Genomic DNA, 24,585 nt, shown 5'->3' with positions numbered 1-24,585 from the left:
GCATGCGGAACATCCGGTGGACGTGGACGGCGATCGCGGCGGCGGCGCTGTCGCTCGCGGCGTGCAGCAAGAAGGAGCTGGTGTGCCCGAGCGACCAGAAGGTCTGCGCCGGGACGTGCACGGCGGTCGCGACCGACGCGGCCAACTGCGGCGCCTGCGGTCAGGCCTGCGCCGCGGGCGAGGTCTGCTCGGCCGGGTTCTGCCGCTGCCCCGATGGCCGGGTGGATTGCAACGGAAGCTGCGTGGACGTGCGGAGCGATCCCGCGAACTGCGGCGCCTGCGGCACGACCTGCGCCGCCGGAGACTTCTGCACGACGTCCGCCACCGGCGCGACGAGCTGCGCCGGGTCGTGCGCCGTCGCGGAGCAGACCGCCTGCGGTTTTGCGTGCGTCGATCTCCAGGCCGACGCCTGGAACTGCGGCGCTTGCGGCCGGACCTGCGGCACCAACGAGCACTGCAAGACCGGCCTTTGCGTGGCCGACCTGTACCTCTCCTGCCTCAACACGAGCGAGGTCCGGGAGGCGACCGGCGACCTTGCGCCGGCTGGGACGCCCATCTCGGTGGCGAGCGGTCCGATCGGCCTCGCGTGGCTCAACGGCGGGCTGTACGTGGCGAGCGGTACCGGCGCCGAGACGATCTCGGAGGTCCTGTTCGACCCGCCTGCTCCCCGGGTCGCGTTCGCGAGCCCCATCCCCGGCAGCGCCGCGCAGCCGGATCTCGAGTACCTCACCGCGCACGACGGGCTCCTCTGGGTGGCTCACACCTCCTTCTCGAGCCTGCTCGTCCTCGAGCCGGACGGCTCGACCCTGGATGAGCTGCCGCTCGTGGCGGCGGGGGCGACGAACCCCAACGTCCAGGGCATCGCCTTCCGCGGCACCAAGGCCTACGTCGCCCTGGCCGACACGTCCGAGGTCGTCGTGGTGGACGTGTCCGGCGTGGCGGCCTGCGCCGCCGGCACCGCCCAGCCGCCCTGCATGACCATCACGAAGCGCATCGACGTGAGCGCCCTCGCGAGCCAGAACTCGCTCGCGCGGCCGGCGCGGTTCGTCCTGGCGAGCGGCCCCGCGTTCGCGAAGGAGCGCCTGTTCGTGTCGCTCTGGAACCTCGACGCCTACTGGAGCGCTCCGGCGGGCAGCACCGGCCGCCTCGCCGTGATCGACCCTGCCACCGACGCGCTCGACGACACGGTGACGAGCGCGGGCGTGGCGGGGCTCGTGGATCTCGGGGCGAGCTGCCTCGACGTCGCGGACCTCGCGCTGCAAGGCACGACGCTGTGGGCCACCTGCGGCGCGTTCGACTACTCGAACTGGCCCACCGTGAAGATCTCCGGCGCGGGGATCGTGCCGGTGGACCTCTCCGGGGCGGCGCCGGTCGTGAAGGCGATCCTCCCGGCCGCCGAGAACGCCGCGCCCGGCGCGCTCGCGTTCTGCGCGGGCACCGGTTACGTTGCAGATCGCAACTCGGGCCGGGTGTTCAAGCTCGATCCGGTTGCCGGTGCGGTCTCGGGCGCGACGCTGTGCCCGGCCGCGAACGACTACGCGTACGTCGCCGACCTGGCATGCGGTCCCTGATCAAATCGCTCGCGCTCATCGCCGCCGTCCTGGCCGGACCCGCCGCCGCCCGCGACGCGTCCTGGCCGGACGGCGGCCCGCACGCCGCCGCCGGCGGGATCCGGGCCCTCGGCCCGCCCGCGCCGGCGGTCCCCCGGCGCGTGGTGTGCCTGGGGCCGAGCATGACGGACATCGTGGTCGCCCTCGGCCACGCCGACCGGCTGGTGGGCGTGACCCGGTACGACACCGCCCCGGAGGTCGCGCGGCTCCCGCGGGTGGGCGGCTTCCTCGACCCGAGCGCCGAGGCCGTGGTGGCGCTCCGGCCGGACCTCGTCCTCTGGCTCACCGACGGCAGCGCCCACCCCGCGGTGCGGCGCATCGCCGAGCTCGGGATCCCCGTGCTCGCCTTCCCGGTGGTCAGCGTCGCCGACGTGCTCGCCTCGGTGCGCGCCGTCGCCCGCGCCCTCGGCGACGCGCCGGCGGGCGCCCGGCTCGCCGGGACGCTCGAGCAGGCGATCGCCCGCGTGCGCGCGCGCGCGGCGTCGCTCCCGCGCCCGCGGGTCCTCTTCGTCGTCGGGCGCGATCCCCTGGTGACCGCCGGCCCTGGGAGCTACCCGGACGAGCTGCTCGCGATCGTCGGCGCGCGCAACGCCGTGCAGGGGACGATCGCCTGGCCGGTGTTTCCGCTCGAGCGGGCGGCCGGGCTCGACCCCGATCTCGTGATCGACGCCGCGGTGAACGAGCACGCCGGCTCGGGCCATACCCCCCTCACCGCGATCCCGGCGGTGCGCCGCGGCGCGGTCCGGCAGCTCACCACGGACGACGCGCTCCGGCCCGGGCCCCGCCTCGCCCGCGCGCTCGACCAGCTCTTCGTCGCCGTCCACCCGGAGGCCGCCCGCCGGTGAGCTCCGTCCCGGTCCGCCTCGCCGTGCTCCTCGCCGCCGGCCTCGCCGCGGTGGCGCTCGCGGTGGCGCTGTCCGGCGCCGTCGGCGCGCAGCCCATCTCCCTCGGCGCCGCCCTGTCGGGCGCGGAGCCGGATCGGACCATCCTGCTCCGCCTGCGGATCCCGCGGGCGGCGCTCGCCGCGATCGTCGGCGCCGCCCTCGCCGGCGCCGGGGTGGCCCTCCAGGCGGTGATGCGGAACCCCCTCGCCGAGCCGTTCGTCCTCGGCGTCTCGGGCGGCGCGGCGCTCGGGGGGACGGTCGTCATCCTGGCCGCGACCACCGCCGCCCGAGCCTTCGGCCCCGGCGCCGCGGCGCTCGCCTCGGCGACGCCCGTCGCCGCCGGCGCCGTCGCGGGCGCCACCGCCACCGCGCTGCTCGTGTTCGGCCTCGGCCGCGTCGGGGGGCGGCTCGTCCCGGAGACCGCGCTGCTCGTCGGCGTCGTCTTCAACGCCTTCGCGGCGGGCGTCATCACCGTGCTCCGCCTCCTCGTTCCGCCGGAGCAGGCGGCGCGCCTCCTCTACTGGCTGCTCGGCACGATCGGGTACGAGTCCGGCGGGACGCTCGCCGCCGGAGGCGTCGCGGTGGCGGCGGCGCTCGGCGTGCTGGTCGCCGGATCGGCCCGCCTGAACCTCCTCACCCTCGGCGACGAGGAGGCGGCCTCGCTCGGGCTCGACGTCCGGCGGACGCGCGCCTGGGTCTTCTTCGCCGCGAGCGCCGCGACCGGCGCGGCGGTCGCGCTCGCGGGCATGGTCGGCTTCGTGGGGCTGATCGTCCCGCACCTCGTGCGGCGCGTGGTCGGGCCCGATCACCGCCTGCTCGTGCCGGGCGCGGCGCTCTTCGGGGCGGCCTTCCTCGTCCTCGCCGACGCCCTCGCGCGGCTCGCCTTCCTGCCGCTCGGGACCGAGCCGCCGGTGGGGGCGGTGACCGCCTTCCTGGGCGGGCCGTTCTTCCTGTGGCTGCTGCGCCGCTCGAGCGGCACCTCCGGGAGCGCCGCGTGAGCCCCGCGCCGCCGCGGCCCCCCGGCCCGGAGACGATGGTGGACGTGCGCGGCGTCGCGTTCGCGTACGGCGCCCGCGCCGCCCTCGAGGACGTGTCCTTCAGCGCGCGCGCCGGCGAGTTCGTCGGCCTCCTCGGGCCGAACGGCGCCGGGAAGTCCACGCTCGTCCGGCTCGTCGCCGGCCTCGCCGCGCCGGCGCGCGGCTCGGTGCGGCTCGCCGGGCTGGATCCCGCCCACGCCTCGCGGCGCGCGGTGGCCCGGGTCTGCGCCCTGGTCCCCCAGGAGCCGCGCATCGCCTGGCCGTTCACCGTGCGCGAGGTGGTGATGATGGGCCGGGCGCCGCGGCAGGGGCTCCTCGCGCTGCCGACGCCGTTCGACCGCGGCGCGGTGCAGGGCGCGCTCGAGGCCTGCGATCTGGCGCACCTCGCCGACCGCCGGCTCGACGCCCTCTCCGGCGGAGAACGCCGCCGCGTCTTCTTCGCCCGCGCCCTCGCGCAGGAGCCGCGGGTGCTCCTCCTCGACGAGCCGACCGCGTTCCTCGACCTGGCTCACCAGGTGATGGTGATGCGGATGGCCGCGGTGGCGGCCCGCGGCGGCCTCTGCGTCGTCGCCGTGCTGCACGATCTGAACCTGGCGGCCGCCGCCTGCGACCGGCTGGTGGTGCTCTCGCGCGGGCGGGTGGTGGCGGAGGGCGCCCCCTCCGACGTCCTCACGGCCCAGCGCGTCCGGGAGGTCTGGGACGTCCCCGTGTGGCGCGGCGAGAACGGCGTCACCGGCGCGCCGGTGGTCCTTCCCGCCTTCGATCGGGAGCGGTGACGGTCAACGGTTCACGGAACGTGCCCGTGCCCGAACGCGAACGCGAGCGCGTTCCCGTCACCGTGCCCGTGACCGTGACCGTTCCCCGTGCCCGCCTCCCGCCTCCCGTGTTCCCTGGCCCGTGATCCGACGGCGCGTCGGACCACGGGGTACCGGGCCACGGGCCACGGGATCCGGTTCACGGGTCACGCAGAGGCCGGTGACGGTGACGGGCACGGTTCACGGAACGTGCCCGTGCCCAAACGCGAACGCGTTCCCGTCACCGTGCCCGTGACCGTGACCGTTCCCCGTGCCCGCCTCCCGTGTTCCCTGGCCCGTGATCCGACGGCGCGTCGGACCACGGGTACCGGGCCACGGGCCACGGGATCCGGTTCACGGGTCACGGAAAAGCCGGTGACGGTGACGGGCACGGTTCACGGACCGTGCCCGTGCTCGACGCGAGCGCGTTCCCGTCACCGTGCCCGTGACCGTGACCGTTCCCCGTGCCCGCCTCCCGGCTCCCGTGTTCCCTGGCCCGTGATCCGACGGCGCGTCGGACCACGAGGTACCGGGCCACGGGCCACGGGATCCGGTTCACGGGTCACGGAAAAGCCGGTGACGGTGACGGTCACGGTTCACGGAACGTGCCCGTGCCCAAACGCGAACGCGTTCCCGTCACCGTGCCCGTGACCGTGACCGTTCCCCGTGCCCGCCTCCCGGCTCCCGTGTTCCCTGGCCCGTGATCCGACGGCGCGTCGGACCACGAGGTACCGGGCCACGGGCCACGGGATCCGGTTCACGGGTCACGGAAAAGCCGGTGACGGTGACGGTCACGGTTCACGGAACGTGCCCGTGCCCAAACGCGAACGCGTTCCCGTCACCGTGCCCGTGACCGTGACCGTTCCCCGTGCCCGCCTCCCGGCTCCCGTGTTCCCTGGCCCGTGATCCGACGGCGCGTCGGACCACGGGTACCGGGCCACGGGCCACGGGATCCGGTTCACGGGTCACGGAAAAGCCGGTGACGGTGACGGGCACGGTTCACGGAACGTGCCCGTGCCCAAACGCGAACGCGAGCGGTCACGGGCCCCGCGCAGCAGGGGTGGGGCCCCGACGACCTTCGACAGGCTCAGGGCGGCGGGGCGGGGGAGCAGCCGAAACCCCTCACGCAGGGTGGAGGGACCCCGCCGCAGGCGGGGGGAGGGGCGCAGCCCCTCCGCGCGGGGACCGCGAGCGATCCCCCGCGAAGCGGGGGCCGCGAGCGGTCACGGGCCCCGCGCAGCAGGGGTGGGGCCCCGACGAGCTTTGCTCGGCGGGGCGGGGGCGCCAGCCCCCGCTTCTACTGAAACATGAACACTCTGAGCGACGCCGCGATCTGCCGGGCGGTCTTCGCGTCCACGCTCTGCCGGTACCCGACGTCGAGGGCGATGCCGTTCTTGGAGACGAGCCCCGTCCCCACCGACCACCACCTGGTGTCGAGCACCTCGTCCACCTGGAACCCGCCGCGCAGCGGGACCAGATCGCCGAGCAGCAGCTCCGCGCCCGCGCCGTAGCGGTTCTTCGTCGCGCGGACGTCCGGCGTCGTCGAGGTGAGCTGCCCCCGGTCGAAGTCGGCGCGCCAGTCCGCTGTGATCTGGAACAGCCGATCGGTCCCGATCGCGATGCCCGCCCCGACGCCGCGCGGCGCCACGAGGTCCTTCGCGATGGGGACGAGGTTGTAGCCCGCGGCGCCGACCGAGACGTAATCGGCCACCTGCCAGAGCATCCCCGCGTCCATCGTCGCCGCGCGCACCTCCTGTGGACCGGCGAGCGCGAGGTACTTGACCGTCGCGCCCAGGTAGAAGCGCTCCACGACCGGTCCCGCGAACCCGAGGGTCCAGAAGTTCCCGTGGTAGAGCCCCTCGCCCACGTTCACGTACCCCACCGCCGCGGTCATCGGCGCGGAGATCGAGTCCACCACCGATCCGCCGACGAACCGATCGACGGTGGCGGCGCCGCGCCGATCGAAGAGGACGCCGGCGTCCACGGAGTACCGCCGCTGGACGGCGAGCGCCCCCGGGTTCAGGTAGAGGCCCTCGTTGCCCAGCGCGCTGCCGACCCCCGAGGAGAGCCCGAGCGTACGGGCGCCGGCCAGATCCGGGATGCCTCCCGCGGGCGGCAGCTCCGCGGCGGCGGCGCCGGCGGCGACGAGGAGCGTCATCGCGACGAGTGTGGCGAGTCGGGTACGCACCCGCCGAGGATACGGGCCCCCCGCGCCCCCGGCAAGGACGCTTGTCCCCCGTTTCGCGAACGCGCTACCGTCGAGGTCGTGGTGGTCCCCGTGCGCGGAGGTGCGCTGTGCGCAAGCGCGAGACGGACAGGTACCGCACGCTCCTCAAGGCGCAGCTCACGTCCCTCGTCGGCCAAGGGGAACGCTCCGTCCACGACATGGCGGGGGCCGGCGCGAGCGAGCTCCCCGACCCGAACGATCGCGCCACGGCCGAGGAGAACCGCAACTGGGCGCTGCGGCTCCGCGATCGCGACCGCAAGCTCATCGGGAAGATCCGGGCGGCGCTGACGCGCCTCGAGGACGGCACGTTCGGGACCTGCTCGTCGTGCGGGCGCGCCATCTCGCCGGCGCGACTGCGCGCGCGGCCGGTGACGGATCTGTGCATCGAGTGCAAGACGGAGGCGGAGCACGCGGAGCGGTAGCGCGGGCCTCCGGCCCCCTCGGCGGCCGCGCGATCGCCGTCACGCTGGTTCACCGAGGGCGCCCGGGCTAGATTGCGCACCATGCCGACGAAGACGATCCGCAAGGCGGTGATCCCGGCCGCGGGGCTCGGGACGCGGTTCCTCCCCGCCACCAAGGCGGTGCCCAAGGAGCTGCTGCCCATCGTCGACACGCCCACGATCCAGTACATCGTGGCGGAGGCGGTGGCCGCGGGCGTGCGCGACGTGATCCTCGTGTGCGCGCGCGGCAAGGAGTCGATCGTCGATCACTTCGACCTCGCGGGCGAGCTCGAGGCGCACCTCGAGCGCACCGGCAAGCTCGAGCTGAAGCAGCAGATGCGCGACATCGCCCGCATGGCGCACATCGTGACGGTGCGTCAACAGGAGCCGCTCGGGCTCGGCCACGCGGTGCTCTGCGCCAAGGACGTCGTCGGGGACGAGCCGTTCGTGGTGATGCTCGGCGACGACGTCATCGACGCGCCGATCCCGGGCGCGAAGCAGCTCGCCGACTGCTTCGGGCGGCACGGCCTGGGCACCATCGCGCTCATGGAGGTGCCGCGGGAGGACACGCACCTCTACGGGATCGCCGCGGGGAGCGCCGTGGACGACCGGACGATCCGGATCGACGCGCTCGTCGAGAAGCCGAGGAAGGACCCGCCCTCGAACCTCGCCGTGATCGGCCGCTACGTGCTCCCGCCCAGCATCTTCGAGATCCTCGAGCGGGTCCGCCCGGGGGTCGGGGGCGAGATCCAGCTCACCGACGCCCTCGCGATCCTCGCGCGCGAGGAGGGGCTCCTCGGGTACCGGTTCCAGGGCGAGCGGTACGACGCCGGCGATCGCTTCGGGTACCTCAAGGCCAACATCATGTACGCGCTCAAGCGCCCCGAGCTCGCCGGCCCGCTCCGCGCCTTCCTCTCGGGGATCAAGTGACGGTCAGGCCGTCACGCGCTCCGGTCCGTCGCCCTCGTCGCCTGCGTCGGCCTCGACGTCGCTCCGGTACTTCCGGAGGACGCGCTTGAAGTTCGATCGGTCCATCCCGGCCTTCCGCGCGGCGGCGGAGATGTTGTTGTCGCAGGCGCGCATCAGCGCCTCGACGTAGCCCTTCTCGAACCGGCGCAGCGCCTGCTCCTTCGCGGAGGCATAGGAGAGCGAGAGCCACGCGGCGTCGTCGCCGGGCGCCGGCGCCTCGCGCACGAGCGGCGCGGTCCGGCCGGTGACCGCCGGGGGGAGGTCGGAGGGCGTGACCGCCTCGCCGCGGCAGAGGACGACCGCGCGCTCGATGGCGTTCTCGAGCTCGCGCACGTTCCCCGGCCAGCGGTAGCCGCAGAGGAGCTCGATCGCCTCCGGCGCGAGGGTGCGGACCTTCTTCCCGAGCCGCTCGGCGTAGCGGCGGAGGAAGTGGTGCGCGAGGAGCGGGACGTCCTCGACGCGCTCGCGCAGCGCGGGCAGCGGGATGTTGATGACGTTGAGCCGGTAGAACAGATCCTCCCGGAACTTGCCGGCCTTCACGAGCTTCGGCAGGTCGCGGTGCGTCGCCGCGATGACGCGCACGTCCACCCGCACCGCGTCGGCGGCGCCGACGCGCTTGATCTCGCCCTCCTGCAGCACGCGGAGGAGCCGGACCTGGGTCGCGGGCGGGATGTCGCCGATCTCGTCGAGGAAGATCGTGCCGCCGTCGGCGGCGTCGAAGAGCCCCTTCTGATCGCGCTGCGCCCCCGTGAAGGCGCCCTTCACGTGGCCGAAGAGCTCGGACTCGAGGAGCGTCTCGGTGAGCGCGCCGCAGTTCAGGGCGACGAACGGGTGGCCGCGCCGCGGGCTCTTCGCGTGCAGCGCGCGGGCGACGAGCTCCTTGCCCGTCCCGCTCTCGCCGGTGACCAGCACGGTGGTCGCGCTGTAGGCCACCGCGTCGATCATCCGCGCGACCTCCCGCATCGGGGCGGAGGTGCCGACGATGCCGTCGGTCTGCGGCGCGCCCTCGCGCTCGCGGAGCGCGGACTCGAGCCGGCGGTTGCGGTCGAAGAGCATCTTGCGCTCGGCGGCCTTCGCCACCGCGCGCTCGACGAGCTCCACGTCCTCGAACGGCTTCGTGAGGTAGTCGTAGGCGCCGGAGCGGACCGCGGCGAGCGCCGTCTCGACCGTCGCGTGGCCGGTCATCATGATGACCTCCACCTCCGGCCGGCGGTGCTTCACCGCGTTGAGCAGCTCGAGCCCCGAGAGCTGGGGCATCTTGATGTCGAGCAGCGCGACGTCGAAGTCCTCCTGCGCGAGCTTCTGCGTCGCCACGATGGGCGAGTCCAGCCCGAGGACGTCGTACCCCTTCTTCTTGAGGAGCGCCTCCAGCGCCCGCAGGAGCGTCGGCTCGTCGTCGACGATCAGGACCCGGACCGCCTTCTGCTCGACCGCCTCGGTGCTCATACCGCCCTCTCCTCGCTGACCTTCTGGTGTGGTGCCGCGGGCAGCTCGACGACGAAGCGGGCGCCGCGCTCGGCGCCGCTCTCCGCGCGGATCGAGCCGCCGTGCTCCTCCGCGATCTGGTAGCAGATCGAGAGGCCGAGCCCCGTGCCCTGCCCTTCCGGCTTGGTGGTGAAGAACGGCTCGAAGATCCGCTTCGCGATCTCCGGCTCGATGCCCGGGCCGGAGTCCTCCACCGACAGGTGGACGCGCCCCGGTCCGGCGGCGCCCGTGGTGAGCACCACCCGCCCCTCGCCGTCCATCGCCTGCAGGGCGTTCACGAGGAGGTTGACCGCGATCTGCTGGAGCTGGTTCGCGTTGGCGTGGGCGCAGGCCGGCTCGTAGCGGCGGACCACCTCGTAGCGCCCGCCCTTGAGCTGGGACGAGAGCAGGAACAGCGCGTCCTCGAACGCCTGGGAGAGCTCCACCGGCCCCTTCTCCTCCTCGCGCGGGCGGCGCGAGAAGCGGAGCAGCGACTCGACGATCCGCTTCGCCCGGTTCGCCGCGTCCTGGATCAGGCGGAGGTTCTCCATGTCCTCCGCGGAGCGGTCCTCGCGGCTCATGAGCTGGGCGAACGCGAGGATCCCGCCGAGCGGGTTGTTGATCTCGTGCGCCACGCCGCCGGCGAGCTGGCCGACCGCGGACATCTTCTCGGCGTGGAACAGACGGCGCGAGACCTCGCGCTCCTCGGTGACGTCCTTGTAGACGACGACCGAGACGCCCTCCTCCTCGAGCGGGAAGGAGCGGACGAGCCAGGTGCGGTCGCGCACCGTGATCTCGCGCTCGAGCGCGCCGCCGCGCGCGAGCCCGCGGCCCGCCGGGCACGGCAGGGCGCCGAAGGCGTGCGCGTCGCAGCGGAGCCCGGGGAGCGCGTTCACCGGCACCCCCGCCGCGCGGGCGAACGCGGTGTTCGCCCGGACGACCTCGCACCCGCCGCCGCGCAGGATCGCGAGCGGGTCGCCGAGGGCGTCGAAGCAGGCGCGCCACTCCTGCGCCGCGCGCACGAGCGCCTGGGAGCGCGCGGCGAGCTGGCCGTCCAGATCGCGGTTCAGCCGCTCGAGCTGGGCGTTCCGCTCGGCGAGGAGCCGCTGGAGTCGCGCGTTCTCCTCCACGACCCAGTACTGGTCCATCGCGCTCTGGATCGTGATGAGGAGGTGGCCGTCGTCCCACGGCTTCCAGATGAACCGGAAGATCTCCGACTGGTTCACCGCCTCCTCGATGGCGTTGGAGTCGGCCTGCCCGGTGAGGAGCACGCGCTGGACCCGCGGCCAGCGCTCCTTCACCTCGCGGAGCAGGTCGACGCCGGACATCCCCGGCATCCGGTAGTCCGAGACCACCACCTGGACCGGCTCCGACTCGAGGACCTGGAGCGCCGTCGCGGCGTCGCCCACGTCGATGACCCGGCACGTCGAGCGCCGGAGCACGCGCCGGAGCGCGCGCCGGACGTGCTCGTCGTCGTCCACGACGAGGAGGGTGGACTGCGCCCCCGCTGTCGCCGCGGGCCCCGCCCCCTCTGCGCGCTGGGTGGTCATCGCCTCTTCCATGCGGTCGGGAGGAGTTGTGCATCGCGCGATCCCGCCGCGTCCCTCGCGAGCTGCCCGGAAGTCCGGGAGTTGCCGGCGAGGCACGTCCGGGTGGGGCACCGCCCAGGGTCATATCACACCCAGCCAAATCGCCCGACAGGGTCCGCCGGACCCATGATCTCGATCAGCGATTCCCGACGATCAGCGACTCGGGACGTCGTACCGGTAGGCCTGGGCCTGGTACAGGCAGATGGTGTTCCGGCCGGCGCGCTTCGCCTGGTAGAGCGCCTCGTCCGCGTACTTCACGAGGAGCTCCGGCGAGCCGATGTCCTTCGACGGGTAGAAGGCGATCCCGATCGACGCGGTGACCTGCAGGCCGGCGGGATCGTCGCTGGCGTCGCCGGCCCCCGCGGGCAGCGGGTACCGCCGCGCGCCGAGCTCCCTCCAGATGCGCTCGCCGACCGAGAGCGCCCCCTGCAGGTGCGTCTTCGGCAGGATGACCGCGAACTCCTCTCCGCCGTAGCGCGCGCAGATGTCCGGCTCGCGCGTGGAGGCGCGGAGCTGCTCGGCGGAGCCGCGGAGCACCACGTCGCCGAACGGGTGGCCGAACCGGTCGTTCACCTGCTTGAAGTGATCGAGGTCGATCATGATGAGCGAGACCGGGTCGGCGTACCGCTGGGCGCGGCGGAACTCCTCCTCGAGCCGCTCGTCGAAGGCCCGCCGGTTCTTGAGGCCGGTGAGGTCGTCGGTGATCGCCTGCTCCGCGAGCTTGCGCTGCGTCTCCCGGAGCTGGTCCTGGAGCGACTTGATGCGCAGCATCGCCGCGCAGCGCGCGAGGATCTCCGCCTCGGCGAACGGCTTCGCGAGGAAGTCGTCGGCCCCGATGCGCAGCCCCGTCACCTTCGAGTCGAGATCCGACCGGACCGACAGGATGATCACCGGGATGAACTGGTCCTCGGGGCGCGCCTTCACGAAGCGCAACACCTCGAGGCCGTCCATGTCCGGCAGGACCATGTCGAGCAGGACCAGGTCCGGCGGGTCGGAGCGCACCTTCCGGATCGCCTCCCGGCCGTCGGCCGCCCGGTCCACGAGGTACGCCTCCTTCTCGAGGACCTTCACGAGCCACTCGAGCTGGATGCGCGAGTCGTCGACGACCAGGATGCGTGGGCGGTGCGCGGGCACGGTGGAGACGATACCCGACGAGGGCCCCCGGCCCAAGGGGCGCGGGGCCGCGGCGGGCGTCGCCGGCGCGCCGGACCCGGGGCGCGCCGTCACCGGAGCGCGTCGAGGACGTCCTCGGGGATCACCGGCGCGAGTCCCCCGCCGCCGAGGATATTCACGATGGGCGAAGCGGCGGCCCGCACCACCGAGCCGGAGGGGCGCGAGGGGCCGAGGCCGCAGTACGTCGAGAGATCGCGGTAGAGCGGGGCGCGAGAGAGGCCCTCGGGCGCGACGCGGGTCGCGGGTCGGCGCGCCGCGAAGATCCGCTCCTGCGCCACGAACCCACCGCCGCGCCGGTCCTCGACCGCCTCCGCGACCACCAGCGCCCACGCGTCCGGCGCGAGCTCGGCGCCGAGCCGGACGCTCTTCCCGCCGTAGTCCCAGCTCCGCTTCAGGACCCAGCGCTCCCGCTCCTCGAGGAGCCGCCGCGCGAGCTCGGGGGTGACCCGCCGCGTCACCGGGAGTCGCGCGGCCGCGGCGCGCTCGCCCTCGTCCAGGCCGGCGCGCGTGGCGAGGTCGGCGTCCTCGGCGCACTCCGACAGGCGCGCGAAGAGGGCCTTCGCCTCGAGGAGCCCGTTCACCGGGTTCGCCAGGACGTAGCGGCCGGGGGCGCGGAGCGCCCGGGCGAACGGCGCGTCGGGCTCGACCCGGTTCGCCCAGACGTGGCGGTAGAGGACGTCCCACTCCTCCGGGACGCAGGTCGCGGGGGTGAGGTTCTCGGCGCGGTGGCCCATCTGGCGGAAGTGGGCCGCGATCCGGCGCAGCTCGCCGATCTGCGCGTCGCCCGGCCGGGCGACGAGCGCGATCGACGGGCGCTCCCGGGTGCCGCCGCGCTGCCGGTACACGCCGACCAGCGCGTCGCGCAGCCGCTCCATGTGGCTGCCGCACGCCGCGACGAGCGCCCGCTCCTCGCGCGGCGTCTTCCCGCGCGCCCGCGCGGCGGCGCGGATCCAGGCGTGCGCGGCGAGATCGGCGTAGCCCGACATGGCCGGGATGGTGGCGTTCAGCTCGAGCGCGCGGGGCGCCCCGCCGTCCGCCGGGAGGAGCCAGTCGACGCGGGCCATCATCGCGGCCAGCGGCGCCTCGGTGAAGAGCTTCGCCATCGCCTCGGCCTCGAGCCCCGAGAACGGCTCCTCGAGGGCGGCCCGATCGCGGGCGTCGCCCGAGACGAGCAACGCCCGGGCGAGCTTGACGGCGCCCGAGAGGATCCGCTCCGCCTCCGCGGCGGCCGCGGCGAGCGCGGCGCGGGAGAGCGCCTCCGGCTCGGCGACGAGGGGGATCGGCACCACCGCCCCGTCCGGTCGGAGGACCGTCAGCCCCTCCGCCCACGCCCGCGCCGCCGCCTCCCGCCCGATCGCCTCGAGCGCCTCGCCCTCGAACGCCGCCGTCATGTGCTCCTTGCCGGGGGCAGGGCCGCCGCGCTCCTCGCGCGGGCGTTGCCGCACCCCGCTCCCTCTGATAGGCACCGCGAGGTGAAGATCTACACGAAGACGGGCGACGCCGGCGAAACGGGCCTGTTCGGGGGGGCGCGCGTCTCGAAGGGCGATCGCCGCGTCGAGGCGTACGGCGAGGTGGACGAGCTGAACGCCGCGCTCGGCGTGGTCCGGGCGCAGGTCGAGGATCCGGAGCTGGACCGCCACCTCGCCCGGATCCAGGACGAGCTCTTCTGCGTCGGCGCCGAGCTCGCGACGCCCCACGGCGCGAAGGCCCGCTCGGCGATCCCGCCCGTGGACGCGGCCTGGGTCGAGCGGCTCGAGGCGGCCATCGACGCGTGGGACGCGGAGCTGCCGCCCCTCCGCCAGTTCGTGCTCCCCGGGGGCACCCGCACCGCCGCGGCGCTCCACCTCGCGCGGTGCGTGTGCCGCCGCGCCGAGCGGCGCGTGGTCGCCCTCGCCGCGGAGGCCGAGGTCGCGCCCGCGACGCTCGCCTACCTGAACCGGCTCTCGGATCTGCTCTTCGTGGCGGCCCGGCTCGCGAACCACCGGGCGGGCCGGGCTGAGGCTCCCTGGGCTCCGCGGGGAGACCGCTGAGGTGCCGCGCGCGCCGGCCCGCGTCGCCCTGGTGACCGGCGCGGGGATCCGCGTCGGCGAGGCGATCGCCCGCGACCTCGCCCGCCACGGCTGGACCGTCGCGGCGCACTACCGCTCGCACCGGCCGCGGGGCTTCGCCGCCGCCTTCGCCGGCGACCTCGCCACGCCGGACGGCCCCGCGCGGCTCGCCGCCGACCTCCGCGGTCGCTTCGATCGGCTCGATCTGCTGGTGAACAGCGCCGGGGCGTTCGCGGCGGTGCCGCTCGCCGAGACCGACGCGTCCGTGTTCGACGAGCAGATGGACCTGAACGCGCGCGGTCCGCTCCTCCTCGTCCGCGCCCTCGCCCGCCTGCTCGCCCGCTCGGGTGGCTCGGTCGTGAACGTGGTGGACGTGGGCGGCGGGCTGGTGCCCTGGAGCGGGTACGCCGCGTACGCGGCCTCCAAGGCGGCGCTCGCCCGGCTGACCGAGTGCCTCGCCCTCGAGCTGGCGCCGCGTGTCCGCGTGAACGCGGTGCTGCCCGGCGCGGTGCTGTTCCCGGCGTCCTACCCGGCGGCGCAGCGGCGCGAGCTCACCCGGCGGATCCCGCTCGGGCGCTCCGGGACCCCCGCCGACGTGGCCGGGGCGGTCCGCTACCTGGCCGAGGCTCCCTTCGTGACGGGCGCGCTGCTCCCCGTGGACGGCGGGCGGCACCTCTCCGGGCGCGCTGGCTGAGCGTCGAGGGGAGCAGGCGGTTCGATTGAACGGTCGCACCCCCGCTGTTAGACTTCTTGCGCCTCGTCAACCGGGGGAGCGCGCTCCCCCGCACGGAGATCCAGCGCAAATGGACGCGAACACCACGGTAGCCCCGACCACCGCCTCTCCCGCCGACCTGGGAATGGCCAGCCCCGTCACACTCACAGCGAAGGCGGTCGAGATGGTGCGCGAAGCCATCGAGCGCGAGGGGCTCCAGGGCTACGGCATCCGCATCGGCGTGATGGGCGGCGGGTGCGCGGGGTTCCAGTACTCGATGGACTTCGAGAAGGACCCGCGCGACGGCGATCTCTCCGTCGAGCAGGACGGGATCAAGCTCTTCGTCGATCCGATGAGCTCGATGTACCTGCAGGGCGTCACGGTGGACTACGTGGTCGGCCTCCAGGGCGCGGGGTTCAAGTTCAACAACCCGAACGCCCGGACCACCTGCGGCTGCGGGTCGTCTTTTTCTTATTAAACGGGGCGTGCCGCCCCGCCCCGCCGGCGGAGCCGTCGGGGCCCCACCCCTGCTGCGCGGGGCCCGTGACCGCTCGCGCCCCCCCGCTTCGCGGGGGGAACGCTCGCGGTCCCCGCGCGGAGGGGCTGCGCCCCTCCCCCCGCCTGCGGCGGGGTCCCTCCACCCTGCGTGACGACTTTGGGCTGCGGTCTCGCTGCGTCCAGCGGAGGCCGGGGCCCCACCCCTGCTGCGCGGGGCCCGTGGCCCCAATCCCGTAATCCGACGGAGGCACGGACCAGGGGACGCGGGATGCGGGCACGGATACGGGGAACGGTCACGGGCACGGTGACGGTCACGGACCGGCCCGGGAGCGATAAGCTCCGCTTCGGGATATGTGAAGACTGGAGGCGCGATGCTGATCGTCCGGCATGCGGTGGTCGGACCGTTCGCGGCGAACGCGTACGTCGCCGCGTGCGACCGCACCGGCGAGGCGGTGCTGATCGACCCGGGCGGCGACGTGGAGCGGATCCTCGCGCTCACCGAGCCCGGCGGCTACCGGATCACGCGGATCTTCTGCACGCACGGCCACATCGACCACGTCGCGGGAGCGGCGGAGGCGAAGGCTCGCACCGGCGCCCCGCTGGCGCTCCACGCCGACGATGTGCCGTGGCTCGACGCCCTGCCGCGCCAGGCGGAGATGTTCGGGTTCGAGCCGGTGGAGATCCCATCGGTCGACGAGCGCCCCGCCGACGGCGACCGGCTCCGCGTCGGCGCGAGCGAGGGGATCGTCCTGCACACGCCGGGACACACCGCGGGCTCGGCCTGCCTCGCCTTCCCGGACGAGCAGCTCGTCTTCACGGGCGACACGCTCTTCTCCGGCTCGGTCGGGCGGACCGATCTGCCGGGCGGCGACTTCGAGGCGCTCCGCCGGTCGATCCAGTCGAAGCTGTTCGCCCTCGCCGACGAGGTGCGCTTCCTGCCCGGCCACGGCCCGGGCGGCACCATCGGCGACGAGCGGCGGTCGAACCCGTTCGTCGGCGAGCGCCCGCGGCGGGGGCGGTTCGTCTGACAGGGGTCCCAGGCCTGCGTCCGAGGCCCGAGGCCCTTTCGAGCCCCTAGGCCCCGCGCGCCTGGGAAGTGCTCCGTCACCCCATGCTGACGACGCCGAGGATGTTCTGCCCGGCGTCCACGTGGAGCACCTCGCCCGTCACGTTCGGCGCGAGCGAGGAGCAGAGGTAGAGCGCCGCGCGGGCGACGTCCTCCTGCTCCACGTTCCGCCGGAGCGGCGTCCGCTCGGCGTTCTCGGAGAGCATCGACCGCATGCCCTTGATGCCGGCGGCGGCGAGCGTCTTGATCGGGCCGGCGCTGATCGCGTTCACCCGGATCCCGTCCTGGCCGAGGTCCTCGGCGAGGTACCGCATCGACGCCTCGAGCGCGGCCTTCGCGACGCCCATCACGTTGTAGTGCCGGACCACCTTCTCGGCCCCGTAGTACGTGAGCGCGACGACCGACGAGCCCGCCGGCATCAGCGGCCGGAACGCGCGCGTGAGGCCGATGAGGGAGTACGCCGAGACGTCCATCGTGATCTGCCACACCTCGCGCGTGGTCACGTCCGTGAACCGGCCGTCGAGGGCGCTGCGCGGGGCGAAGCCGATGGCGTGCACCAGCACGTCCACGCGGTCCCACACCTTCTTCACGTCCGCGACGGTCCGCTCGACGTCGGCGTCCTTCGAGACGTCGCAGTCGAGGATGGCCTTGGCCCCCAGGCTCTCGGCGAGCGGTCGCACGCGAGCGCCCATCGCCTCGCCCGGGTAGGTGAAGATCAGCTCGGCGCCCTCGCGGTGGAACGCCTGGGCGATCGCCCACGCGATCGAGCGCTCGTTGGCGACGCCGGTGATCACCGCGCGCTTGCCCTTCATGAGCCCGCCGTAGGACGGCGGGGGAGTCTGGGTGTCGGTCATCGTGATCCTGCTCCTCTGGCGCGGACCGCCTCGAGCGCGCTCGCCAGCTCGCCCTGTGCGTGTCCTTCGTGCTTGCGGGCCGCCTGGGCGATCCCGTCCTCGTAGACCTGCGCCGCCTCCCCGTCCCTCCCGAGCGCCTCGAGGGCCTGCCCGAGCATGAGGTAGGTCGGCACGTACTCCGGCGCCCGGCGGGCGAGCTCGCGGAACTCCGCGACGGCCTCGTCCCCGCGCCCCGCCCCGCGAAGGGCCATGGCGAGGGAGTACCGCGCGAAGGGATCGTCGGGGCTCTTCTGCACGAACTGGCGGAAGGCCTCGAGGCGCTGCTCCGGAGTCATAGGGTCGCACGTTGTACCGCGGAACGACCGTTACACTCCAGTACCGACCGGCGCGCGCTACACTCTTTCCGCATGAAACCCCTTCTCATCGCGGGGTGCACCGGGGCCCTCGTGGCCGGCGGGCACGCCACGCGCATGGGCGGTTTGCCAAAGGGATTGCTCGCGCTGGACGGCGAGCCCATCGCCGCGCGGGCGGTGCGCCTCTTCGAGGAGCTCTTCGAGGACGCGCTCGTGGTCGCGAACGATCCGGCGCCGTACGCCGCGCTCGGCGTGCGCATCGTCGGCGACGTGCTCCCGGGGAAGGGGGCGCCGGGCGGCGTGCACGCCGCCCTCTCCGCCGCGCGCACCGAGTGGGTCTTCACGGCCGCGTGCGACATGCCCTTCCTGTCGGCGGGGCCGATCCGCTGGCTCGCGGACCGGCGCGGCGACGCCCCCGCGGTGCTGGTGCGGTTCGGCGGGCGGCTCCAGCCGCTCCACGCCTGCTGGTCGCGCGCCTGCCTGCCGGTGCTCGACCGGCTGCTCCGGGAGGGCGATCCGTCGCTCCGGGAGCTCGCGCGCGAGGTCGGCGCCCGCGTCGTCGAGGAGGCGGAGTGGCGGACGGTGGACCCCGCCGGACGCGCCTTCGAGAACGCGAACACCCCCGCGGACGCCGCCCGGCTCGGGCTCGTCCCGGGCCAACTCCCGCCGTGAGCGCGGTGGCCGGCCGGGCCGTGACGTGGATCACACCCAGCGGAAGAAGCGCAGGGCGAGGGCGAAGGACGCGGCCGCGACGCCGGCGAGGAGGGCGGCCTCGGGCCAGAGGGCGGCGAGGCCGGCGCCCTCGTTCATCACGGCGCGCAGCGCGTCGTTCAGCGCGGTGAGCGGGAGCGCGCGGATGATCGGCTGGAGCGCCGGCGGGAAGTTCGCCGAGGAGAAGAACACCCCGGAGACGATGAACATCGGCATCATCACCAGGTTGATGAGGCCGCCGACCGTCTGCGTGTTCCGCGCCCGGCTCGCCACGAGCAGGCCGAGGCCGGAGAACGCGAGGGCCCCGAGCACCGCCATCGCCGCCAGCGCGAGCCACGACCCGCGCATCGGCACCTCGAAGGCGAGCATCGCGAACCCGACCAGCACCGGCACCTCGATGAGGAGGAACACGAGCCGGACGAGCACGAACGCGAGGAGCCACTCGCTCCGGCGCATCGGCGTCGCGACCATGCGCTTCAGGAGCTTCTTCTGCCGGTCCTCGACGATGACCCAGCCGATCCCCCACATCCCCGCGGACATGACGTTCATCCCGAGGAGGCCGGGGACGAGGAAGTCCACGTACCGCGCGCCGGGCTCGGTCACCCGCGCGTCGGCGGCGCTGAACGCGTCGGGCCGGCCGGCGGCGCGCTGCAGGAGGTCGTCCACCGCCGCGCGGGCGAGGCGGCTCTCCGGGCGCGTCGGATCGGAGCGGTAGGTGGGCGGGTCGCCGGGGACGACCACGATGGCCGCGCGCCCGGTGCGGAGCGCGGCCCGGGCCGCCGCCTCCGGCAGGATCTCGGCGACGACGCCCCGATCCGCGGCGAGCGCCGCGCGGACGCGCTCGGCGCCGGGGCCGGCGAGCACCGCCGCGCGGACCGGCTCCGGCGGGCGCGCGCGGAAGGCGATCCCGAGCGCGATCGTGAGCAGGATGGGGAAGCCGAAGCTCCAGAAGACGGTGGAGGGCTCGCGGAAGAAGGCGCGGAGCCGGGCCAGGACGAGCTGCGCGAGCGCCGAGCGGCGAAGGAGGCGCGGCGCGCGGCGGCGGGCGGGGGCGCGGTCAGTCACGGAGCCTCCGGCCGGTGAGGGAGACGAACACGTCCTCGAGGGTGGCGCGGTGGGTAGAGAGCGCGGACAGCGCGACGCCGCGCGCTTCGAGCCGGGCGAGGAGCGCCGGGATCGCCAGGTGCAGCCGGTCCACGGTGAGGGCCCACCCGGCGCCGGCGCGCCGGACCGCCTCCACCCCCGGGAGCGCCCGCAGCTCCGCCTCCAGCACGCCGTCCGGCGCCTCGAACTCCACCACCTCCTGGCCGACGACCCGGTGGATCAGCTCGCGCGGCGTGCCGAGGGCGATCACCCGCCCCCGGTCCACGATCGCGACGCGATCGCAGAGCCGCTCCGCCTCGTCCATGTAGTGGGTGGTGAGGAGCACGGTCCGCCCCTGCCGCCGCAGGTCGTCCACCACGTCCCAGAGCTGCCGGCGCGACTGCGGATCGAGGCCGGTGGTGGGCTCGTCGAGGAAGAGCAGCTCCGGCTCCCCCACGAGGGCGCACGCCACGGCGAGCCGCTGCTTCTGCCCGCCGGAGAGCCGGTCGTAGCGCGCCCGCCGCTTCTCGCCGAGCGAGACGAGGCCGATCACCTCGTCCTCGCCGCGGCCGCGCGGGTAGAAGGAGCGGAAGAGCCGCACGATCTCCTCCACCGTGAGCCGCTCCGGGAGGTGGGTCTCCTGCAGCGTGATGCCGATCCGGGCCCGGAGGTCCGCCGCGTCCCGGTCCCAGCGCGCGCCGAGGATCTCGACCTCGCCGCCGGTGGGCGCGAGCAGCCCCTCGAGGATCTCGACGGTGGTGGTCTTGCCGGCGCCGTTCGGCCCGAGCAGCCCGAAGCACTCGCCCCGGCGCACCTCGAGATCGAGGCCGTCCACCGCCGTGACGTCCGGCGGGTAGCGCTTCACGAGCCCGCGGCAGCGGATGGCGAGGTCGGACACGGGGCGGACAGATAGCGCGTCGCGACGCGCGTGTCATCGCGCCCGCGAAGCCGCGCGCCGCGCCGCGACCGTGCGGCGGCGCTCGGCGGCCGTCAGCCGACCACGCGGTGCACGAGCGCGATGCCGGCGACGCCCGCGGCGAGGCACCCCGCGAGCGTGACCGCCAGGTAGAGCGCGGCGGCGCCGAGCCGGCCCTCCTGCGCGAGCACGATCGTCTCCCAGTTGAAGGAGGAGTAGGTGGTGAAGCCGCCCATCACGCCGGTCGTGAGGAAGATCCGGAGCTGGGGGGAGACGGCCTCCGTCGCGGTCGCGGCGGTCAGGATGGCCGCGAGCAGGAACGATCCGACGACGTTCACGGCGAGGGTGCCGCGGGGGAAGCCGGCGCCGAACGTCGCCAGCGACCAGGTGGCGACGAGGTAGCGCGCGCCGCTGCCGAGCGCGCCGCCGAGGCAGACCAGCAGGAACTTGTCCACGGTCCCCTTTACCTCGCCGGCCCTGGCCGGGCAACATGAGCCGATGCCCGGCAAGGACCCTCTCGCGCTGCGGCGGGCGATCCTCGCCGACCTCGCGGCCGGCGACGTGATGAGCAGGCCGGCCGTGGCGATCGAGCCCTCGACGCCGCTCGCCGAGGTCGTCCTCCGGATGGCCGCTTCGCGGCGGAGGGCGCTGCCCGTCGTCACCCGCGGCTTCGCCGTCGGCATCGTCACCGGTGGCGACGTGGTCGCGCGCGGCGCGGTCGCCGCGGGCGAGCCGGGCGCCGGCCCCCTCGCGCCCCTCGCCGCCGGCGACGCGGAGCGGTGCGTCGCGCGCATCGCGCGGTCCGGGCGGGTGGCGCGGGACGTCATGACGCCGGAGCTGGTCACGGTCGGCGAGGCGGTGGCGCTCCGGGAGGCGGCGGAGCTCATGGCGCGACGTCATTTGAAGCGGCTCCCGGTGCTGGACCGCGCGGGGCGGCTCGCGGGGATCCTCTCGCGGGTCGACGTGCTCCGGGCCGTGGCGGGCGGCGGCTGGGACGCGACCGAGGCGGAGGCGCCGGCGCCGCTCGAGGGCGGCGCGCCCGTCGGCGCGCTGATGCGGCCGGACCCGCCGGCGGTGGCGGCGGACGCGCCGCTCGATCAAGTGATCGCGGTGGCCGCCGCGTCCGGGCTCGACCACGCGCTCGTGGTGGACGCCGGGCGCCGGGTCCTCGGCGTGGTCTCGGACGCCGCGCTCCTCGAGCGGCTCGCGCCGCCGGTGCGGCGCGGGGTGTTCTCCGGGTCGATCCACGGCCTCCCCTTCGGCCACGCCGAGCGTGAGCTCGCGGAGCGGCGCGCCCGTGCCCGGACCGCCGGCGACATCCTCGGCCCGGTCCCGACCGCGACGCCGGACGTGGCGCTGCGCGACGCCATCGGCCTCGTGGTGCGCGGCGCGCACAAGGTGCTCGCGATCGTGGACGACGCGGGCCGGCTCGTCGGCGCGCTCGACCGGGCGGCGCTGCTGCGCGGGCTCCTGCCGCCGCTGCCGGTGGACTCTCAGTGACGCCTCCGGCGCCCGCTCGCGCCGAGCTCGACCCCGCCCGGGGGGACGCCGTCACTCGCCGGTCGAGAGCTCGCGCCAGCGCTCCGCCGTGAGCGCGTCCACCTCGCGCGCGAAGACCTGGGCGTCGAACCTCCGCCCCTCGAGCGCGGCGCGGGTCGCGTCGGCGATCACGAACCCGATGGCGTGGACCGCCTCGTGCCGGGAGAGCCCGCCCGCGGTGAGCCGGGTGAGCGCGCGGCGGACCTCGGGCGGCTTGCCCGACGCGAGCTGCGTCTCGACCACGAGGTGGAGCGCGGCGTGGACGCGCGGCCGCGGCATCGGCGCGTGCGAGGTGAGCCCCCGATGGTGCGCCTCGACCGCCTCGAGGCGGTCATCCTCGGTCGCTGCGAGCCAGCTCTCCGGCTCCGGGGCTTGGTCTGCGTCGTAGGTCACGGGATCCTCCGGACCGCGGCATGCTAGTCGCGGCCCCTCCGGATCGCGAGCCGGTTCGCCGCGAGCGCGCGCGATCGGGGCCACGCCAGCCGACGGCCGGCCGCCCAGGCGCCGGCCCTCCGCCCGGCCGCCCGCCGCGCGACGGCGCGACCGCCCGGGGACCCCCGTCCGGAACCCCCCGCGCGGCGCGAGGGTCCGCCCCCCGGCGGCAGTAGAACCACCATGGGGGCACCGGCCGCCAGCGGGCCGCGGATCGGCGCCCGGCGTCGCCGGCGAGGAGGCGGGCATGCAGAGCCAGCTCGAGATCCTGTGCGCGGTGGACTTCTCCGACAGTGCGCGGTGCGCCCTCGAGGCCGCGGCCGAGCTCGCCCGCTGCTCGGGCGGGCGGCTCGCGCTCGTGCACGTGCACGACCTCCCGCCGGTGCCTGGCGCCCGGTTCGACGTGCTCCCGGAGCAGGTCCAGGCGGAGGCGGACGACCTCCGGCGCAAGCTGGAAGCGTGGCGAGCGACCGCGGAGCGGCTCGTCGGCGCGCCGGTGCGGGCCGTGCTGGAGAGCGGCTCGCCCGCGGAGCAGATCTCGCGCGCGGCGCGGGCCGGCCGCTTCGACCTGGTCGTCACCGGGACGCACGGCCGGCGCGGCGTCAGCCGGTTCCTGCTCGGCTCGGTGGCGGAGCGGGTGGTGCGGGAAGCCCCCTGCGCGGTGCTCGTCGCCCGGCCGCCCTCGCACGAGGCGTGATCGTGCCGCCGGGGAGGAGCTCGCGAGCGGCCGCGCCCCGAGGGCCGCGCCGCGCCGGGAGCGCGCCGAGGGAGGCGCGGTGAGGATCGCACCCGCCACCATCGGGGGCACGGCCCCCGCGGCCCTGGCCGAGACGGCCGGCCGCCGCGCCGACGTCGAGTGGCTGCGGGTCGGCGGGATGCTCCTCGTCTTCACGCTGCACGCCGCCGAGCCGTTCAACCCCTGGGACGCGTGGCACGTCCAGAGCCCGTACCAGAGCAAGGTCTTCGGCGAGCTCGCGCTGTTCGTCGCCCCCTGGATCATGCCGCTGTTCATGGCGCTCGCCGGCGAGAGCGCCTGGTTCGCCCTCTCCCGACGCTCGAGCGCCACGTACGTCCGCGAGCGGCTCCTCCGCATCGGACTGCCGCTCGTGGCCGGGCTCCTCCTCCTCGTCCCGCCTCAGGTCTGGCTGGAGCGGCGCCTCCGCGGGGAGTTCGAGGGCTCCCTCGTCGCCTTCTACCCGCACTTCTTCGAGGGGATCTACCCGCGCGGGAACTTCTCCTGGCATCACCTCTGGTTCCTGGTCTTCCTCCTCGCGTTCGCGCTGGTGACGCTGCCGCTCTTCCAGTGGCTCCGGTCGCCCCGCGGGCGCCGCTTCCTGGCGCGGCTCGCGCCGCCCTGCGAGGGCCCCGCCGGCCTCCTCTGGCTCGCCCTCCCCGCGATGGGGCTCCGCCTCGCGATCGAGCTGCTGCTGCCGCGCGTGACGCCGCTCTCGTACGACTGGTCGAACCGCGGGCTGCTCCTCCTCGCGTACGTCGCCGGGTTCGCCCTCGCCGCGGAGCCCGGGCTCCGGCGCGCCGTGGACCGGCACTGGAGATCCGCCCTCGGCATCGCGCTCGGGGTGTCCGTCGGCCTCCTCACGTGGGCGTGGCCCGGGAACGTCCTCGGGCGGCTCCCGGCGCCCCGCTCCGCCGCGGGCGCGCTCCTCTGGGCCGCCTACGCCGGCGGCGCGTGGTGCTGGCTCGTCGCGCTGCTCGGCGGCGCGCGCCGTCACCTCGAGCGCCGCTCCGAGGGGCTCGTCCGCGCGAGCGTGCTCGCCTACCCGTTCTACGTGATCCACCACCCCGTCGTCGTCGCCGTGGCGGTGGCGGTGGTCCGGTGGCGCCTCGGGCTGCCGGAGGCCTTCCTCGTGCTGTGGGGGGCGTCGCTCGCGACGACCGTGGCGCTCTGCCGGATCGTCGAGTCGAACGACCCGCTGCGGGTGCTCTTCGGCCTCCGGCGCCGCGGCCGGGCCGCGGTCCGCGATCCCCCGCTCACCCCCGGTGCCGGGGATCGCGCCGCTCGGGAGTGACGAGCCGCGCGCTCGGGATTCAAGGCCCGTCGAACAATCGACGGGCCTTGACCATCCAGGAGGGGCGGGCCGTCGCCCGCCCCTCGCGCCCGAAGTGAATTCGGGCGCTTCACCCCACCCGCCGCCCCGCTCACGCGGGTCGGCCTGAGAGCTCGTCGA

At 75.0% G+C, this 24,585-nt stretch carries 25 protein-coding genes; 14 read left to right on the top strand and 11 right to left on the bottom strand.

What is annotated here, in order from left to right; genetic code table 11:
* The first annotated feature begins 2 nt into the window (after positions 1 to 2).
* From MNZ27_RS05025 to MNZ27_RS05010, 4 genes are read left to right on the top strand one after another with little or no spacing between them, the layout of a single operon-like run.
* Positions 3 to 1,571: an MXAN_6577-like cysteine-rich protein gene (locus MNZ27_RS05025; RefSeq protein ID WP_242392941.1), complete on the top strand. Its 1,569-nt coding sequence runs from the start codon at positions 3 to 5 to the stop codon at positions 1,569 to 1,571.
* A complete protein-coding gene (locus MNZ27_RS05020; RefSeq protein ID WP_242392940.1) occupies positions 1,559 to 2,455 on the top strand; it encodes an ABC transporter substrate-binding protein in 897 nt (298 codons plus the stop codon). The genes MNZ27_RS05025 and MNZ27_RS05020 overlap by 13 nt, the downstream gene beginning before the upstream one ends.
* Entirely contained in the window at positions 2,452 to 3,492 is a 1,041-nt protein-coding gene (locus tag MNZ27_RS05015) for a FecCD family ABC transporter permease (RefSeq protein WP_242392939.1), read from the top strand. The genes MNZ27_RS05020 and MNZ27_RS05015 overlap by 4 nt, the downstream gene beginning before the upstream one ends.
* The gene (locus MNZ27_RS05010) at positions 3,489 to 4,307 is read left to right on the top strand and encodes an ABC transporter ATP-binding protein (RefSeq protein ID WP_308197911.1); all 819 of its coding nucleotides are present in this window, start codon (positions 3,489 to 3,491) and stop codon (positions 4,305 to 4,307) included. The genes MNZ27_RS05015 and MNZ27_RS05010 overlap by 4 nt, the downstream gene beginning before the upstream one ends.
* A gap of 1,315 nt (positions 4,308 to 5,622) precedes the next feature.
* On the opposite strand, the gene MNZ27_RS05005 is transcribed toward MNZ27_RS05010, so the two are convergent.
* Positions 5,623 to 6,513, bottom strand: a complete 891-nt coding sequence (locus tag MNZ27_RS05005; protein ID WP_242392938.1) for a hypothetical protein — start codon at positions 6,511 to 6,513, stop codon at positions 5,623 to 5,625.
* A gap of 107 nt (positions 6,514 to 6,620) precedes the next feature.
* On the opposite strand from MNZ27_RS05005, the gene dksA reads away from it, so the two are divergent.
* Together dksA and galU are read left to right on the top strand one after the other, a co-directional pair.
* A complete protein-coding gene (gene dksA / locus MNZ27_RS05000; protein WP_242392937.1) occupies positions 6,621 to 6,974 on the top strand; it encodes an RNA polymerase-binding protein DksA in 354 nt (117 codons plus the stop codon).
* Between the two features lie 81 nt (positions 6,975 to 7,055).
* The gene (galU, locus tag MNZ27_RS04995; RefSeq protein WP_242392936.1) at positions 7,056 to 7,922 is read left to right on the top strand and encodes a UTP--glucose-1-phosphate uridylyltransferase GalU; all 867 of its coding nucleotides are present in this window, start codon (positions 7,056 to 7,058) and stop codon (positions 7,920 to 7,922) included.
* A 3-nt stretch (positions 7,923 to 7,925) separates the two neighbouring features.
* Here the strand turns inward: galU and MNZ27_RS04990 are convergent, their stop codons facing one another.
* From MNZ27_RS04990 to MNZ27_RS04975, 4 genes are all read right to left on the bottom strand, one after another.
* Positions 7,926 to 9,407 (bottom strand): sigma-54-dependent transcriptional regulator, encoded by a 1,482-nt coding sequence (locus tag MNZ27_RS04990; protein ID WP_242392935.1) that lies wholly within the window; start codon positions 9,405 to 9,407, stop codon positions 7,926 to 7,928.
* Positions 9,404 to 10,975: an ATP-binding protein gene (locus tag MNZ27_RS04985; RefSeq protein WP_242392934.1), complete on the bottom strand. Its 1,572-nt coding sequence runs from the start codon at positions 10,973 to 10,975 to the stop codon at positions 9,404 to 9,406. Before MNZ27_RS04985 ends, MNZ27_RS04990 begins: the two co-directional genes overlap by 4 nt.
* A gap of 192 nt (positions 10,976 to 11,167) precedes the next feature.
* On the bottom strand, positions 11,168 to 12,148 hold the full coding sequence (locus MNZ27_RS04980; protein WP_242392933.1) for a diguanylate cyclase: 981 nt from the start codon (positions 12,146 to 12,148) through the stop codon (positions 11,168 to 11,170).
* A gap of 89 nt (positions 12,149 to 12,237) precedes the next feature.
* The gene (locus MNZ27_RS04975; protein ID WP_242392932.1) at positions 12,238 to 13,632 is read right to left on the bottom strand and encodes a hypothetical protein; all 1,395 of its coding nucleotides are present in this window, start codon (positions 13,630 to 13,632) and stop codon (positions 12,238 to 12,240) included.
* Between the two features lie 27 nt (positions 13,633 to 13,659).
* On the opposite strand from MNZ27_RS04975, the gene MNZ27_RS04970 reads away from it, so the two are divergent.
* The 4 genes from MNZ27_RS04970 to MNZ27_RS04955 all read left to right on the top strand — a co-directional run bounded on the left by MNZ27_RS04970 (position 13,660) and on the right by MNZ27_RS04955 (position 16,473).
* Positions 13,660 to 14,217, top strand: coding sequence for a cob(I)yrinic acid a,c-diamide adenosyltransferase (locus MNZ27_RS04970; RefSeq protein ID WP_242392931.1), 558 nt, complete (start codon positions 13,660 to 13,662; stop codon positions 14,215 to 14,217).
* Between the two features lies 1 nt (position 14,218).
* The gene (locus tag MNZ27_RS04965; protein WP_242392930.1) at positions 14,219 to 14,929 is read left to right on the top strand and encodes an SDR family oxidoreductase; all 711 of its coding nucleotides are present in this window, start codon (positions 14,219 to 14,221) and stop codon (positions 14,927 to 14,929) included.
* A 109-nt stretch (positions 14,930 to 15,038) separates the two neighbouring features.
* Positions 15,039 to 15,425: an iron-sulfur cluster insertion protein ErpA gene (gene erpA / locus MNZ27_RS04960; protein WP_308197910.1), complete on the top strand. Its 387-nt coding sequence runs from the start codon at positions 15,039 to 15,041 to the stop codon at positions 15,423 to 15,425.
* A 391-nt stretch (positions 15,426 to 15,816) separates the two neighbouring features.
* Positions 15,817 to 16,473, top strand: coding sequence for an MBL fold metallo-hydrolase (locus tag MNZ27_RS04955; protein ID WP_242392928.1), 657 nt, complete (start codon positions 15,817 to 15,819; stop codon positions 16,471 to 16,473).
* Positions 16,474 to 16,549: 76 nt separating this feature from the next.
* Here the strand turns inward: MNZ27_RS04955 and MNZ27_RS04950 are convergent, their stop codons facing one another.
* Both MNZ27_RS04950 and MNZ27_RS04945 read right to left on the bottom strand, forming a co-directional pair.
* The gene (locus tag MNZ27_RS04950) at positions 16,550 to 17,365 is read right to left on the bottom strand and encodes an enoyl-ACP reductase FabI (RefSeq protein WP_242392927.1); all 816 of its coding nucleotides are present in this window, start codon (positions 17,363 to 17,365) and stop codon (positions 16,550 to 16,552) included.
* Positions 17,362 to 17,700: a tetratricopeptide repeat protein gene (locus MNZ27_RS04945; protein ID WP_242392926.1), complete on the bottom strand. Its 339-nt coding sequence runs from the start codon at positions 17,698 to 17,700 to the stop codon at positions 17,362 to 17,364. Before MNZ27_RS04945 ends, MNZ27_RS04950 begins: the two co-directional genes overlap by 4 nt.
* 72 nt (positions 17,701 to 17,772) lie before the next feature.
* Here MNZ27_RS04945 and mobA point away from each other — a divergent pair, with 72 nt between their 5' ends.
* Positions 17,773 to 18,390 carry a molybdenum cofactor guanylyltransferase gene (gene mobA, locus MNZ27_RS04940; protein ID WP_242392925.1) on the top strand — a complete coding sequence of 206 codons (618 nt, stop codon included), beginning with the start codon at positions 17,773 to 17,775 and terminating at the stop codon, positions 18,388 to 18,390.
* 30 nt (positions 18,391 to 18,420) lie between these two features.
* Here the strand turns inward: mobA and MNZ27_RS04935 are convergent, their stop codons facing one another.
* From MNZ27_RS04935 to crcB, 3 genes are all read right to left on the bottom strand, one after another.
* Complete coding sequence (locus MNZ27_RS04935) at positions 18,421 to 19,494, bottom strand: ABC transporter permease (protein ID WP_242392924.1); 1,074 nt, start codon at positions 19,492 to 19,494, stop codon at positions 18,421 to 18,423.
* The gene (locus MNZ27_RS23915) at positions 19,487 to 20,410 is read right to left on the bottom strand and encodes an ABC transporter ATP-binding protein (RefSeq protein ID WP_242392923.1); all 924 of its coding nucleotides are present in this window, start codon (positions 20,408 to 20,410) and stop codon (positions 19,487 to 19,489) included. Before MNZ27_RS23915 ends, MNZ27_RS04935 begins: the two co-directional genes overlap by 8 nt.
* A gap of 92 nt (positions 20,411 to 20,502) precedes the next feature.
* Positions 20,503 to 20,883 (bottom strand): fluoride efflux transporter CrcB, encoded by a 381-nt coding sequence (gene crcB, locus MNZ27_RS04925; protein ID WP_242392922.1) that lies wholly within the window; start codon positions 20,881 to 20,883, stop codon positions 20,503 to 20,505.
* A 43-nt stretch (positions 20,884 to 20,926) separates the two neighbouring features.
* Between crcB and MNZ27_RS04920 the strand changes: the two genes are divergently transcribed.
* Entirely contained in the window at positions 20,927 to 21,928 is a 1,002-nt protein-coding gene (locus MNZ27_RS04920; protein ID WP_242392921.1) for a CBS domain-containing protein, read from the top strand.
* A 51-nt stretch (positions 21,929 to 21,979) separates the two neighbouring features.
* Here the strand turns inward: MNZ27_RS04920 and MNZ27_RS23910 are convergent, their stop codons facing one another.
* The gene (locus tag MNZ27_RS23910; protein WP_242392920.1) at positions 21,980 to 22,360 is read right to left on the bottom strand and encodes a DUF1841 family protein; all 381 of its coding nucleotides are present in this window, start codon (positions 22,358 to 22,360) and stop codon (positions 21,980 to 21,982) included.
* Positions 22,361 to 22,646: 286 nt separating this feature from the next.
* On the opposite strand from MNZ27_RS23910, the gene MNZ27_RS04910 reads away from it, so the two are divergent.
* Both MNZ27_RS04910 and MNZ27_RS04905 read left to right on the top strand, forming a co-directional pair.
* The gene (locus MNZ27_RS04910; protein WP_242392919.1) at positions 22,647 to 23,096 is read left to right on the top strand and encodes a universal stress protein; all 450 of its coding nucleotides are present in this window, start codon (positions 22,647 to 22,649) and stop codon (positions 23,094 to 23,096) included.
* A 79-nt stretch (positions 23,097 to 23,175) separates the two neighbouring features.
* Positions 23,176 to 24,426, top strand: a complete 1,251-nt coding sequence (locus tag MNZ27_RS04905; protein ID WP_242392918.1) for an acyltransferase family protein — start codon at positions 23,176 to 23,178, stop codon at positions 24,424 to 24,426.
* The last annotated feature ends 159 nt before the right edge of the window (positions 24,427 to 24,585 follow it).

The sequence above is a fragment of the Anaeromyxobacter oryzisoli genome, from assembly GCF_022690765.1.
Classification (GTDB): domain Bacteria; phylum Myxococcota; class Myxococcia; order Myxococcales; family Anaeromyxobacteraceae; genus Anaeromyxobacter; species Anaeromyxobacter oryzisoli.
Note: the sequence above shows the minus strand (reverse complement) of the source record. Positions and strands in the feature narration are given on the sequence as shown.